11 protein-coding genes and 1 pseudogene are annotated in these 13,096 nt (G+C 74.7%); 5 read left to right on the top strand and 7 right to left on the bottom strand.

The features are described 5' to 3' along the window. The 4 genes from AOK22_RS27890 to AOK22_RS27875 form a co-directional block, all read right to left on the bottom strand. Nucleotides 1-528 (bottom strand): hypothetical protein (locus tag AOK22_RS27890; RefSeq protein WP_055701484.1); only part of this gene is annotated, 528 nt, incomplete at its 3' end. A gap of 289 nt (nt 529-817) precedes the next feature. Continuing rightward, nucleotides 818-3,028, bottom strand: a complete 2,211-nt coding sequence (locus AOK22_RS42010) for a glycosyltransferase family 39 protein (RefSeq protein ID WP_063795342.1) — start codon at nt 3,026-3,028, stop codon at nt 818-820. A 217-nt stretch (nt 3,029-3,245) separates the two neighbouring features. Continuing rightward, nucleotides 3,246-7,058, bottom strand: coding sequence for a WD40 repeat domain-containing protein (locus AOK22_RS27880; protein ID WP_063795343.1), 3,813 nt, complete (start codon nt 7,056-7,058; stop codon nt 3,246-3,248). Nucleotides 7,059-7,187: 129 nt separating this feature from the next. After that, nucleotides 7,188-7,580 (bottom strand): molybdopterin-dependent oxidoreductase, encoded by a 393-nt coding sequence (locus AOK22_RS27875; protein ID WP_425264068.1) that lies wholly within the window; start codon nt 7,578-7,580, stop codon nt 7,188-7,190. Between AOK22_RS27875 and AOK22_RS40180 the strand changes: the two genes are divergently transcribed. Further along, a complete protein-coding gene (locus AOK22_RS40180) occupies nt 7,563-7,691 on the top strand; it encodes a helix-turn-helix domain-containing protein (protein ID WP_341845615.1) in 129 nt (42 codons plus the stop codon). The two genes, AOK22_RS27875 and AOK22_RS40180, sit on opposite strands and share 18 nt — an antisense overlap. On the opposite strand, the gene AOK22_RS27870 is transcribed toward AOK22_RS40180, so the two are convergent. Both AOK22_RS27870 and AOK22_RS27865 read right to left on the bottom strand, forming a co-directional pair. Next, nucleotides 7,678-8,088: a TOBE domain-containing protein gene (locus AOK22_RS27870; protein ID WP_055701483.1), complete on the bottom strand. Its 411-nt coding sequence runs from the start codon at nt 8,086-8,088 to the stop codon at nt 7,678-7,680. The genes AOK22_RS40180 and AOK22_RS27870 overlap by 14 nt on opposite strands. Before the next feature lie 26 nt (nt 8,089-8,114). Then, a complete protein-coding gene (locus AOK22_RS27865) occupies nt 8,115-9,317 on the bottom strand; it encodes a MalY/PatB family protein (protein ID WP_055701482.1) in 1,203 nt (400 codons plus the stop codon). A 220-nt stretch (nt 9,318-9,537) separates the two neighbouring features. On the opposite strand from AOK22_RS27865, the gene AOK22_RS27860 reads away from it, so the two are divergent. Further along, complete coding sequence (locus tag AOK22_RS27860) at nt 9,538-10,689, top strand: hypothetical protein (protein WP_055701481.1); 1,152 nt, start codon at nt 9,538-9,540, stop codon at nt 10,687-10,689. A gap of 86 nt (nt 10,690-10,775) precedes the next feature. Here the strand turns inward: AOK22_RS27860 and AOK22_RS43905 are convergent, their stop codons facing one another. Then, complete coding sequence (locus tag AOK22_RS43905) at nt 10,776-10,958, bottom strand: hypothetical protein (protein ID WP_055701480.1); 183 nt, start codon at nt 10,956-10,958, stop codon at nt 10,776-10,778. 128 nt (nt 10,959-11,086) lie between these two features. On the opposite strand from AOK22_RS43905, the gene AOK22_RS43900 reads away from it, so the two are divergent. From AOK22_RS43900 to AOK22_RS41060, 3 genes and pseudogenes are all read left to right on the top strand, one after another. Next, nucleotides 11,087-11,281, top strand: coding sequence for a TauD/TfdA family dioxygenase (locus AOK22_RS43900; RefSeq protein ID WP_055701479.1), 195 nt, complete (start codon nt 11,087-11,089; stop codon nt 11,279-11,281). A 93-nt stretch (nt 11,282-11,374) separates the two neighbouring features. Continuing rightward, the gene (gene sbnB / locus AOK22_RS27845) at nt 11,375-12,415 is read left to right on the top strand and encodes a 2,3-diaminopropionate biosynthesis protein SbnB (protein WP_055701478.1); all 1,041 of its coding nucleotides are present in this window, start codon (nt 11,375-11,377) and stop codon (nt 12,413-12,415) included. 240 nt (nt 12,416-12,655) lie between these two features. After that, a pseudogene (locus AOK22_RS41060) lies at nt 12,656-13,039 on the top strand (hypothetical protein); the annotation flags it as partial. Between the last annotated feature and the right edge of the window lie 57 nt (nt 13,040-13,096).

Below are 13,096 nucleotides of genomic sequence, written 5' to 3'. Positions count from 1 at the left end.
GCCGACCTCGAGGTCGGCCTTCCAGGACCGCTTGGGCGCGTGGGCCGTCATGTTGCCGCTGTTGACGAGCGAGAACGCGGGCGTCGACAGGAGCAGTTCGTCGGGCGAGCCGCTCTCGGCGACCGTGAACCGCGCCCCGGGCGGCGCCTGCATCACCTCGTCCGCGGTGAACACGCCGGGCGGCCAGCCGGTGACCTTGACCTGATACAGGTCATGAGCGAAGAACTCCGCTTTGTCCTTCGAGGCCGCGAGCATCGCCTCGACCGTCCGGCCCGTCATCGTGGGCCGGTCCGCCGCGTCCCGCAGCACGAGCCTGCCGTCCCCGGCCGCGTCGCCCTGCTCGTCGAGCAGCAGGTCGTACAGCGCGCCGAACTCGGCCTTCGTGCGCAGCGCGGCATCGGTGGGGCCCGCCATCGCGTTGGCCTGTTCGGCGAGCCGTCGCCCCGTGTCGCGCGGCAGGTCGGCCGCCACGAGGGACCGGTTCTTGAAGGCGTCCCGGAAAGTCGCTTTGTCGATCGTCCTGTCCACAGATCACCCCAGGAGATGCCAGAAGGTCCCGGAACATGCCCTGGGGCACCGGAAGGCACCGGATGTTCCGGAAGCTGAACTCCTTTCTCTACGCCCGCTCCCGCATGACCGCCAGCCGGAGAACCGGCCGCGTGGGGGAGGGGAACGGTGCGGGGGGCGCGTCACGCGGCGCGCGCCGCGTGACGTGGCGGCGGCCGCCCCGGTAGGGCCGGGACGGCCGCCGCTTCCCCCTTCCCCCGTGTCCCCCGTGGCACGGCGGTCCTGTGGCCCCTTGGCCTCGGGCCGGTCCTCAGGGCCGCGCCGCGTCGGACGCGGCGCAGCGGTACAGCACCGGCGAGCCGTCGCCGCCCTCGCCCCGGCCCCCGTAGTCCGCGGGATCGACCGCGGCGCAGGCCGACGCCACCCAGGCGGAGATCCTCGACGCCTTGGTGCCCTGTCCGGTGACGAGCGCGAAGCGGAGGTCGCCGGTGGCGACGAGGTCGCGGTACTCCGCGAGAGAGACGGACTCCGCGTCCGGCCCGCCGGTGAGCAGGACCGGGGACAGGCCCTTGGCGTGGACGTAGGGGCCCGCGTCCGCCAGGGTCTGCGCCGACAGGGAGTACTTGGCACCCGAGGTGTGCTTCTTGACGTACGCGAGGCTCTTGCGCTGGTCGGCGGTCATCGAGGTGTCGCCGCCCGCACCGACGACGTCTCCGTTCGTGAAGCCGCCCTGGCTCTCGGGGAGGCCGGCGGGCGGCGGGCCCGCGGAGGCGTCGAAGGCCGATCCACCGTGCCGTTCGTCCAGGACGGAAAGCGACCACGTCGTCGGCGCGGCGAACATCGCGACGCATCCGGCGAGCAGCCCGGCGACCGTGATGTGCCGTGCGCCGAGGCGGCGTCGTGGCGCGGGCGTCGGGCGCAGCCCGAGAACGAGGACCGCGACGAGTGCGGCCGCGGCGACCACGGGGATGAGCCAGGGCGCGAACCCCGTGTAGTCGGCGGCGAGATGGACCGTCCAGCCGACCTGGACGGCGATGACGGCGGGCAGGACCCACACCCGGCGTCCCGTCGCGCTGCGGTGGGCGCGCCACAGGGCGACGGTGCCGGCGGCGGACAGCGCGGCGAGCGGGGGCGCGAGCGACGCCACGTAGGCGGTGTGGGTGATGGTGATCGCGCTCAGGACGCCGGCCGTCGTGGCCAGCCAGACGCCCCACATCAGATACCCGGCGCGGGCCCGGTCGGTGCGGGGAGCCCCGCGGTGCCGTACGAGGCCGAGGACGAGAGAGAGCAGAGCCAGCGGGTACAGCCAGCCGATCTGCGGGGTGAACCGCTCGTTCCGCAGGAGCTTGAGCCGGCTCAGGGCACCGGATTCGGGCTCGACGGCAGAGGCCTGCCGCGCACCGCCCCCGGGCGGTGCGTCTCCCGCTCGGCCCGGACCCGGCCGATCGGCCCCGCCGGGAGACGCGCCGGACGGTCGGGTGGTCGACGGCGTCCGTCCGGCGTCTTCCCCATCCGCGCCTCCCTTCCGCCGGTCGTCTCCGGGCTGCCCCGGCCGGCTGCTCGCGGGCGGGGCCGTCGGCGCGGCCCCCGCGCCGTTCTGGGGCCCGTCCCCGCTGCCGGAGACGGGAGACGCGCCGTCGACGAGTCCGGCGTGCAGACGGTTGAAGCCGTTGTAGCCGAACACCATGGCGAAGGCGCTGTTGCCGGTCGAACCCTCCACGTAGGGACGGTCGTCGGCCGGGGTGAAGGTCAGCAGGGCCACCCACGACAGCGACACGGCGAAGAGCACCGTGCCGGCCGCCGTGAGGTGGCCGAGGCGCCGGCGGAGCCGGACCGGCGCCGCGACGAGATGGCCGGCGCACAGCGCGGGGACGACGAGCCAGGCCTCCATCATCTTCGTCTGGAAGCCGAGCCCGACCCACAGGGCGCTCAGCAGCAGCGGCCGCAGCCGGGCCCCGTCGACCGCCTTCTGGTACTGGTCGGCGGCGAGTACGAGGCACAGGGTGAGCGAGCCGTCCATCATCGCGTGGCCGAACATCGAGGCCGCGACGGGCGTCACCGTCAGGAGCCCCGCGGCGAGCAGCCCGGCCGCGGGCCCCTGCCAGCGCCGCACCACCCGGTACATCACCAGGACGGCGACGACGCCCATGAGGCACTGGGGCAGGGTCAGCGCCCAGTCGTGGAAGCCGAAGACCCGCGCCGACAGCGCCTGAGGCCACAGGAAGCCGCCGATCTTGTCCAGCGTGACCGTCGCCTCCGGGTCGACGGTGGTGAACAGGAACGCCTTCCAGCTCTGCGACATGCTCCGTGCGGCCACGGAGTAGTACGGGGCGAATCCGCTGCTCGTGATGTTCCCCGCGTAGAGCAGGGCGGCGAGAGCGGCGACGGCGAGGAGCGACGGGCGGGCCCAGCGCGGCTGGTCCGTGGGAGAGCGCCAGAACTCTCTGCGGCGCCGCGGCGGACGCACGTCCACGGGCCCGGCCGTGCCGGCGGCGCTGGACGTGCTGGTAGGAGACGTCATGATCGCGGCAGGCTCCTCGGTCTCGAAGGCCCCGGACGTGGTTCCGGGGACAGGCCGCCCTGTGGCCGGCACCTCCGCTTCTACCGGCGTGCGGTTGTCCGGCGCCGGGAGCCGCGCGCCGGACAACAAGCTCCGGACAACGCCTTCGACGGGACGCGGCCGACGGGAACGGCCGGCACGACGCCCGGTCGACGAGAACGGCGGGGCGCCCGCCGCGTCACCCCGCGCAGGCGCGCCGAGGCGCCTGCCCGTACGGATCGTGCAGATACCGGTCGCGTTCCTGCGCGCTGAGGTCCCTGCGCAGGGACCGGCAGATCCGGCCGACCGCCTCGTCCGCGCCGAGGAGCACGCTCCACAGCCGCACCGCCCCGTCGATCCCGCCACTGGCTAGGGTCCGCCCGTCGGGGCTGAACGCCACCGACCGCACAGGACCCCCCTGCCCCGGCAGGACGGCCTTCTGCAGCCCGGTGGCCGCGTCCCACAGCCGCACCGCCCCGTCCAGGCCGCCGCCCGCCACCGTCCGCCCGTCCGGACTGAACGCCACCGCCCGCGCGCTGCGCCGGATCCCGGTCAGCGTCACCCGGGTCCGGCCCGTGTCCGCGTCCCACACGCGCACCCTGCCGTCGTCGCCGCCTCCGGCGACGGCACCCCCGTCCGGGGCGAACGCCAGCGCCCGGACGGGGGACCCGCCGTCCCCGCGGACGGCACGGACCTTGCCGGTGACCGTGTTCCACAGCCGGACGACACCCGCGCCGTCCCCACTCGCCACCGTCCTGCCATCAGGGCCGACCGCGACCGCGTACACGCCCTTCTGATGTCCCGTCAGTGCGTCACGCCGCTTCCGGGTGACGGTGTCCCACAGGCGTACGGTCCCGTCCTCGCCCCCGGCCGCGAGGGTGCGGCCGTCCGGGCCGAACGCCACCGACCGCACCGGCCCCTGATGTCCCGTCAGCGCCGTGCGCCGCTTCCCGGTGGCGGTGTCCCACAGGCGTACGGTGCCGTCCTCGCCCCCGGCGGCGAGGGTGCGGCCGTCGGGGCTGAACGCCACCGAGTGCACGGCGTTCTCGGCGCCGTCGAGCGTGGTGCGTGTTCTGCCCGTCGTCGCGTCCCGCAGCCGTACGCTCCCGTCCTCGCCCCCGGCGGCGACGGTGCGACCGTCGGGGCTGTACGCCACCGAGTTCACGGTCGCCCGGCGCCCGGTCGCCGTGACGCGCGCCTTGCCGGTGGTCACCGCCCACAGCCGCACGGTGCCGTCGCGCCCGGCGCTGGCCACCGTGCCGCCGTCCCGGCTGAACACCACCGACCAGACGGCGCCCTCGTGCCCGCTCAGCACGGCCCGCCGCGCCCCGCTCGCCGTGTCCCACAGCCGCACGGTGCCGTCCCGGCCGCCGCTGAGCACCGTGTGGCCGTCGGGGCTGAACCCCACCGACTCGACGTCACGGCGGTGCTCGGGCAGCGTGCCGCGTTCCTCGCCGGTGTCCGCGCTCCACAGCCGTACGGTCCCGTCGCTTCCGCCGCTCGCGACCGTGCGGCCGTCGGCGCCGAACGCCACCGCGTTCACGGCCCCCTCGTGCTCCGTGAAGACGGTGCCCGTCCTGCCGGTGGCCGTGGTCCACAGGCGTACGGTGCCGTCCTCGCCCGCCCCGGCCACGGTGCGCCCGTCCGGACTGAACGCCACGGAACGTACTGGTCCGTGATGACCCGTCAGTGAACCCCGTCGCTTCCCGGTGGCCGGGTTCCACAGCCGTACGGTCCCGTCGCTTCCGCCGCTCGCCACCGTACGCCCGTCAGGGCTGAACGCGAGTGTCCACAGCCGACCTTGATGTCCTGTCAGGACGTCCCGCTGCTCATCGGTGGCGGGGTTCCACAGCCGTACGGTCCCGTCGTCCCCGCCGCTCGCGACCGTGCGGCCGTCGGGGCTGAACACCACCGAACGCACCGCTCCCTCGTGTCCCTTGAGGACGGCGCGCGGCTTGCCGGTGGCCGGGTTCCACAGTCGTACGGTCCCGTCGTGCCCGGCGCTCGCGACCGTGCGGCCGTCCGGGGCGAGCGCCACCGAATCCACGTCGCCCTCGTGGCCGGTGAGCCGCTGCTGGAGCGGGCGCGACGCCGCGGCCAGGAGGCTGGTCGTGGCCTCGGCGGTGGGGCGGACCCGGTAGGCGTACACCGCGAGCAGCGAGGCCAGTTCGGACTCGTCGGTGAGGAGAATGGCCGCCTGCGCGGCGAGCTGCCGGGACAGGGCGTCGCGCTGCTCGGCGACGGCGTCGCGCCGCCGCCCCTCGCTCGTCTGGTACTGGTCCCAGGCGATCAGGCCCGACGCGAGCGCCACGACCAGCAGCACGGACAGGGTGGCGGTGAGCCGCCGCAGGCGCCGCGTCGTGCGGGCCGCCGCGCGCCGCTCGCGGTCCCGGGCGGCGGTGCTCGCGGCCAGGAAGTCCCGTTCCAGCGCGGTCAGGGTGCCGTCCACGGCGGTGGCGACGTACTCCTCGGCCGTCGCCAGCCGCGAGCCCCGGTACAGCGCCCCCGGGTCGCGGCGCTCCCGGTCCCAGGCCGTGGCCGCCTCGCTCAGCCGCTGGTGCAGCAGCAGCCCCGCCCGGTCCTCGTCGATCCAGTGCCGCAGCCGCGGCCAGGCGTGCAGCAGCGCCTCGTGGGTGAGCTCGACGGTGTCGGTGTCCAGGGTGATCAGACGGGCGCCCGCCAGCGCGTCGAGCACCGACCGGACCTCGGCCCGGTCCTCGCCGAGGGAGTCCAGGCCCGCGCGGGCCGGTCGCCGCCGGGTGGCGTCGGTGCCCTCGCCGATCACGACGAGGCGCAGCAGCACGGCGCGGGCCAGCCGCCGCTGCTCCTCGGAGAATCCGCCGTACACGGCCTCGGCGGTCTGGGCCAGGGCGTGCCGGATGCCGCCCGCCGCCTCGTACCCGGACAGGGTCAGGGCGCTGCCCCGGCGCCGGTGCCAGGTCTCGCGCAGCGCGTGGGAGACCAGCGGCAGCACCGTGGTCCTGCCGGTGGCGTCGGCGATCACCCGGGCCAGGAGCGCGCCCTCCACGGTGCAGTCGGCGCGGGCCGCGGGCCTGCTGATCGCCCGGCGCAGCTCGTCGGTGGTCATCGGCCCGACGAGCAACTGGGCGTCGCGCAACGCCTCGACGAGCTCGGGGTGCTGCGCGCAGCGCGCGTAGAAATCGGCCCGTACGCCGAGGACCACACGGGTGCGGCTGTTCGCGGCCCCCGCCGCCGTCAGGAGCGCCGTGACGAACCGGCCGCGCTCCTCGGCGTCCCCGCAGAGCGTGAAGACCTCCTCGAACTGGTCCACCACCAGCAGGAGTTCGGCGCCGGCGGGTCGCTCGGCCAGCGCCTTGAGCACGGTCAGGTGCAGGGCCCGCGGGTCCGCCGCGAGATCCTGGCGCAGGGCGGTCGCCGAGGAGCCGCTGACGGCGGCGAGCCGCGCGGCGCACTCCTCCAGGGGATGCGCGCCCGGCGCGAACAGGACGGTGGTCCACTCCGCGCCGGCCCCGTCCCCGACCCGCGGCAGCAGACCGGCCCGCAGCAGCGACGACTTCCCCGACCCCGAGGCGCCGAACACGCCGAGGAGGCGCCGTGCCCGGACCCGTGCGACCAGGTCGTCGGTGAGCTGCTCCCGCCCGAAGAACCAGGCGGCGTCCTCCGGCTGGAAGGAGGCCAGCCCCACATAGGGGCCGTGCCGCGCGCGCTCCCCGGCGCCGGGATCGGCCTCGGCGGCCGTCTCGCGCGCGGCCGTGTCCGCCGCCGCGAGCTGCGCGCTGAGCGCCCGCCACCGCGCCTCCCAGGCGACGGTGTCCCCGCCGCAGGCCCGTACATAGGCGAGCGTGACCGGCAGGCTCGGCAGCCGGCGGCCGCCCGCCGCGTCGGCGAGCGTCGTCGACGAGTAGTGGGCATCGCGCGCCAGCCGCCGGTAGGGCGGGCTGCCCGCCTGCTCCCTCAACTGCCGCAGACCGGACGCGAACGCGGTCAGCACACCACCGTCGTCCTCCAGCGGACGCTCACCCCGCGGCACGGCCACCACCCCCGGCACACCGATGGTCCGGGATCCATTGTCCGGCGGATCACCCGGACCTCGTCCGCCCCGATCCGGACAACAGGCGTCCGCCGAGCGGGCGTTGGGCCGGAAGGCGTGCCCGGACGGTCAGGCCGCCGTCCCGAGCCTGATCCGCCGGACCCCGCTGATGCAGCGCGCGCCGCAGTGGTCGGTCGGGACCACCGACTGGCAGCCCAGGTCGTCGAGTTCCCGCCCGTCGAGCTCCGTGGCGAGCAGCACCCGCGCGTTGCCGAAGTCCTCGTCGATCTCCGCCCAGGACAGCACCGTGGCGTGCCCGTCCTCGCCCGTGACCTCCAGGAGGAAGCGGGAGCGGTCCTTGCGGCGGGCCGGGTCGAAGCCGGGTCCCGCCGCCACGATCACCTCGCGCAGCAGCGGCCCCCGGAAGGTGTGGCGCCGGGGTCCGCTGGTCGCGCAGTCGAAGGTCACCTCGGCCTCCTGCGCGGGCCGGCGCCTGCGCACACCGTGCACTATCGGATCCAGCGCATCGAGTCCCTCACCGCCCGCGACCTCTCGCGCCTCGACCACAAACTCGACCTGTACGCCGCGCTGCGCTGCCGCGAACCGGCGGACGCGACCGTCAGCGGCTCCTGAACCGGGGCCGGTCGACGTGCACGGCCGTCGACTTCACCCGGGCGGTGACCGTGACGCCGACCTCGATGCCCAGCTCCTCGACGGCCTCGCGGCTCACCACGGACACCACCCGGTGCGGGCCCGACTGGATCTCCACCTGGACCAGCACGTCGTCGCCGCGCACCGAGGTGACGATCCCCGCGAAGGAGTTGCGCACCGAGGTCCGCACCTCGTCCGGCACCGGGTGCGTCCCCTCGGCCCGCTCCTTCGCGAACGCCGCGAGGCTCACGCCGTCGATCCGCCGGTTCCCGAGGCCGTCCCGCTCCATGCGCAGCTGGCCGCCGTCGCCCCAGCGGCGCACGGTCTCCGGACTCACGCCGAGCAGCCGCGCCGCCTCGCCGATGCTGAATGTGGGCACGTGGGCACCCTAGCCGGGACCCCGCCTCAGCCCGCGGCGCGCTCGCCCCGGACGGCCGCCGCCATCCGGCGCACGCCCTCGGTGAGGATCTCGGGGGAGGTCGCGATGTTCAGACGGACGAAGCCCTCCCCGCCGGGCCCGAAGGTCGTCCCCGCGTTCACGGCGACCCGGCCGCGCTCCAGGAAGACGGCCGCCGGATCGTCCCCCAGGCCCAGGCCCCGACAGTCCAGCCAGGCGAGATACGTGGCCTCGGCCGGGCGGTGGCGCACGGCCGGCAGGTGTTCGCGCAGCAGCGCGTCCAGCAGCCCGCGGTTCTCGTCGAGCCCGGCGAGCAGCGCGTCCAGCCACGCGCCGCCCTCCCTGAGGGCCGCGGTGTGGGCGATGATCCCGAGGTGGCTGGGGCCGTGGCCGACCTCCTCGGGAAGGCGGGCCAGGTCGTCGGCGGCCGCCGGGCCCGCGACGGCCAGAGCGGCCTTGAGTCCGGCCAGGTTCCACGCCTTGGAGGCTGACAGGAGCGACAGGCCGTCCTCGCCGCCCGGCACACTCAGATACGGGACGAAACGGGTGCCCGCGGCCATGAGCGGCGCGTGGATCTCGTCCACCACGACCCGCACGCCGTGGCGCCGCGCCAGCCGCGCCACCTCGGCCAGCTCGGCGGCGGAGTGCACCGTGCCGGTCGGGTTGTGCGGGCTGCACAGCAGGTACGCGGGCCGCCCGCCGGCGCCCGCGGCCGACCGGAAGGCGGCCTCCAGCGCCTCGAACCCGATCCGCCCCGTCGCGTCCAGCGGTGCCTCCACGACGGGCCGCCCGGCGTTGCGTACGAACTGATAGAAGGGCGGGTAGACCGGACAGTTGACCACGACGGGGTCGCCCGGCCCCGACACCAGCTTGAGCATCTCGACGATGCCGAGCATCACGTCGGGCACGATGGCGGTGCGGTCGACGGCGAGCCCGTCCCAGTCCCAGCGCCGCGCGGCGAACTCCGCGAACGCCTCCGCGTACGCGGTGCCCGCCGGATAGCCGGTGTCCCCGCGCTCCAGGGCCTCGCGCAGGGCCCGCGCCACCGGCTCGGCGACCGGCACGTCCATTTCGGCCACCCACAGCGGAAGGACGTCCGCCGGATAGGTCCGCCACTTCATGCTCGTACGCTCCCGCAGCCGCTCCAGGGAGAGCTGGCGCAGGGGATCGGCCACGCGGGACACGGTGAGGTGGTTCGTCGACTGCTCCATGGGGCGAGCGTAGGCACCGGACGGGCGCGGGGGTACGGTGCGCCACCTCCGCCCCTGCCCTCGACACCGGGCCGGGGCCTGGGGGCGTGGCACGGCGATGTCCGGGGTAGCGCTTCCCTGCACAGGTTCAGAGACCATACTGTTCAAGCCAGAAGTACCGACAGGACGACCACACATCTCCCATGGAACGACCACAGCCGACCCACCCACAGAACGCCTCATGACCAAGACCAGCACCGCAACGGCCACCGTCCCCGCCACCGCGTGGCTGGGCCGAGGGCGCCACTCCGGGGGCGAACCCGAGCAGGACGTCAGGCGCAACCTGATCGCCTTGAAGGCGGCCGGGGTGCTCGACGACTTCCTCGACCTCGACCCCGTCGAGGCGGCCCGGTCCACCGCCCTGCACCCGCGCGACGAGTCCGCCGACCCGGGCCCGTCGGCCCGCCGGCTCTTCGAGGCCCGCTGGCGCGTAACCGACGACGTCACGGTGCGCGCGCAGCTGACCCTCTACGACGCCGAGGGGCGCCGCAAGGGTGGCGACGGCGTCACCTGGGTCCTCGCGGCCGAGGCGGAGCGGGCCTGGGATCCGCACTGGCCCTCGCCCGCCACCATGTTCTGGCCCGACAGCGACCAGGTCGCCTGGGACCACGACATAGTGCCGGACGTGCGCCTGCGGTCGGCGAACCACCTGCCGAAGGACGACGACGAACTGCGCCGCCGGCTGCGGGACTGCACCCGGCAGAGCTGGTACGTCCACGTCGTGGTGCACGAGGCGATGACCCCGGACGCGAAGGGGCAGCGGCCCGTCTCGGCGTTCCTGCCGCCGAGCCTGCGCCACCAGGTCGTCGAGCACCGGGGCACCCCCGAGCAGGCGCAGATCGCCGACTTCGCGATGAAGCGGGAGCTGGGCGTGCGGATGCCGCGCGGCGGCGCGGTGGTGCTGCCGAAGACGCCCGCGGTCGAGGGGTACGAGGCGGAGGCCTTCACGGTCCGCAGTGTCTTCCTCGACGGCTCGGAGCCGGCCGAACTCCTCGACAGGATCAAGGAGTTCGTGGCGCTGCCGCGGCCGTTCCCGGCGGACGCCGAGCAGGCCCTGACCCGGTTGCGCCTGGGCTGGCACCTGCTCACCCCGGACGAGGAGCTGACCCACGCCCAGGGCATGGTCGCCAAGTACGCCGAGGCGCTTGAGGCGATGACGAAGTCCCGCGACCTGTACCAGGAGGCGGCCGAGGCGGCGCAGGCCGCCCTGAAGGACCTGGCGGGCAGCGACGCCGTGCCGGGCCCGGCGGTCGCGCCCCCCGCCAAGCAGGACGCCTCTCCGCTGGGCGCCCTGACGAAGGCGTTCGGCCGCTTCAGGGAGCCGAAGAAGTAGCCGCCCGAAGGGGTCCGGCGGAGAGGCGTCCTGCCCGCCGAGCTCGTCGAGCCCTTCGAACGGGACGGCTGGCTGCTCGCCCGGCATTACGGCGACGTCGGACTGAGCTGGGCGGAGGCGTTCGGCACCGAGGGCGCCGACGAGGTGTCCGCGTACTGCCGCGACCACGACATCGACCACCAGTGGCCGGCGGACGGCTCGCTGCGCACGCTGCAGCGCAGGTCGGCCGTCGTCCGGCACCCCGTGTCGGGGGAGCGCCTCTGGTTCAACCAGATCGCGTTCCTCAACGAGCTGACGACGGACCCGGCGGTCAGGGAGCACCTCCTCGCCCTCTACGGCCCCGGACGCCCTGCCCTTCACCACCCGCCACGGCGACGGCACCCCCATCCCGGAATCCGTGATCGATACCATCAACGCCGCTTACACTGCCGCCACTTGGCGCGAGCCGTGGCGGACCGGCGACGTCCTCGTCGTGGACAACCTGCGGATGGCGCACAGCCGCGAGGCCTACGCGGGCGAACGCGACGCCGTCGCGCTCTTCGGCGACCCGACGCGGCTGCCCGGCCACACGCGGCCCGTGCCGGCCGGCTGACCGCCAGGAACCGCAGGACCCGCAGAACCCCAGGAAGAGCCCAGCAATCGCAGGACCCCAGGAAACCCCAGGAACCCGCAGGGAGCCTCTCCAATGCCCGAGCAAAACGCGACACCGTCGTTCTCCGTGATCTCCGGGGCTCAGGTGCAGCACGTCCTCGACGGCCGGCACCGGGAGGTGGTCGGCCTCATCGAGGCCGCCTACCGGTGGCACGGCGAAGGACAGACCGTGAACCCGCCCTCGTACTTCCTGCGCTTCCCCGACCGGCCGTCGTCCCGCATCATCGCGCTGCCCGCCTCGGTCGGCGGCGACGTGCCCACCGACGGGCTGAAGTGGATATCCAGTTTCCCCTCGAACGTCGAGCGGGGCATCCCGCGGGCCTCCGCGGTCCTCATCCTCAACGACCACGACACCGGCTACCCGCTGGCCTGTCTGGAGAGTTCCATCATCAGCGCCGCGCGCACCGCGGCCTCCGCGGCGCTCGCCGCGGACAGGATCGCGGCGGCCCGCGGCGGCGCCCGTCCCACCAGGATCGGGTTCTTCGGCGTCGGCCTGATCGCCCGCTACGTCCACGCGTATCTCGCGGGCACGGGCTGGGAGTTCGACGAGATCGGCGTGCACGACCTCTCCGCGGAGCACGCCGCCGGGTTCGGCGACTACCTGCGGCGCGCCGGTGAGTCCGGGCCGGTCACGGTCCACGACGACGCCGAGTCGCTGATCCGCTCCTGCGACCTGGTGGTCTTCGCGACGGTGGCCGGGACACCGCACGTCACCGAACCCGCCTGGTTCGCGCACAACCCGCTGGTCCTCCACCTGTCGCTGCGCGACCTGGCGCCGGAGGTGATCCTCGCGGCCACCAACATCGTCGACGACGTCGAGCACTGCCTCAAGGCCGACACCTCCCCGCACCTGGCCGAACAGCGCGTCGGCAACCGGGACTTCCTCGCGGGCACACTCCACGACGTCCTGACCGGCGCCCTGTCGCTGGACGCCGAACGGCCCCTCGTCTTCTCGCCGTTCGGCCTCGGCGTGCTCGACCTGGTGCTCGGCCGGCACATCTACGACACCGTCGCGGCGGCCGGCGACCTGCACGTCGTCGACGGCTTCTTCCACGAGACGCGACGCTACGGCTGAGGCGGGAGGCCACGTGCCGGTCATCTCGGCGCCCCAGGAGTTCAACCAGGACGACTTGTACGTCGATCTCGGTGCCGTGCTCGACATGCCCCTGTAAACCTCGGTATCGCGCTGCGCGTCATCGCCGCCGCCAAGGGGTACCGCTTCGTCTGCGTCACCGACTCCCGCTGCAACCTGGCGGCCAAGCGCCTCATGCCGGTACTCGGCGCGACCGTGCACACCGTCCCCGAACCCGGCCCCGAGGGCGGGTTCCTCACCGACCCCGGCCACCGCGTCGCGGGACGCGCCGGGGCGGGACAGCGCCGGCTGATCGCCCTGGCGCGGGCCCAGTTGGCCGACCCGGACGTCCTGCTCCTGGACGAGGCGACCTCGGCCCTGGACCCCGCGACCGAGGCGGCGGTATCCGGCGCCGTGGCGCGTCTCACAGCGGGCCGGACCTCGCTGATCGTCGCCCACCGTCTGACGACGGCGGCCCGCGCGGACCCCATCCTGGTCCTCGCCGACGGCGCGGTGGCGGAGGAGGGCACCCACGCGGAACTCCTCTCCCGCGACGGCGCCTACGCCCACCAGTGGCGCGCGACCCTTCCGGAGGACGGGCGCGAGGGGGTGCCGGCGGGCCGGTAGCGGGCTCGCGCCCGCGGGGCGACCCTCCGCCACCGGCCGCCCCGGCCACCCGCACTC

Origin of the sequence: Streptomyces silaceus, from assembly GCF_001419745.1 — a bacterium.
In the GTDB taxonomy this organism is placed as follows: Bacteria; Actinomycetota; Actinomycetes; order Streptomycetales; family Streptomycetaceae; genus Streptomyces; species Streptomyces silaceus.
Note: the sequence above shows the minus strand (reverse complement) of the source record. Positions and strands in the feature narration are given on the sequence as shown.

Excerpts from the sequence above, each read along its gene's own strand:
- sbnB (WP_055701478.1), top strand. The coding sequence starts at position 11,375 with ATGCCCGAGCAAAACGCGACACCGTCGTTCTCCGTGATCTCCGGGGCT.
- AOK22_RS27860 (WP_055701481.1), top strand. The coding sequence starts at position 9,538 with ATGACCAAGACCAGCACCGCAACGGCCACCGTCCCCGCCACCGCGTGG.
- AOK22_RS27865 (WP_055701482.1), bottom strand. The coding sequence starts at position 9,317 with ATGGAGCAGTCGACGAACCACCTCACCGTGTCCCGCGTGGCCGATCCC.
- AOK22_RS42010 (WP_063795342.1), bottom strand. The coding sequence starts at position 3,028 with ATGACGTCTCCTACCAGCACGTCCAGCGCCGCCGGCACGGCCGGGCCC.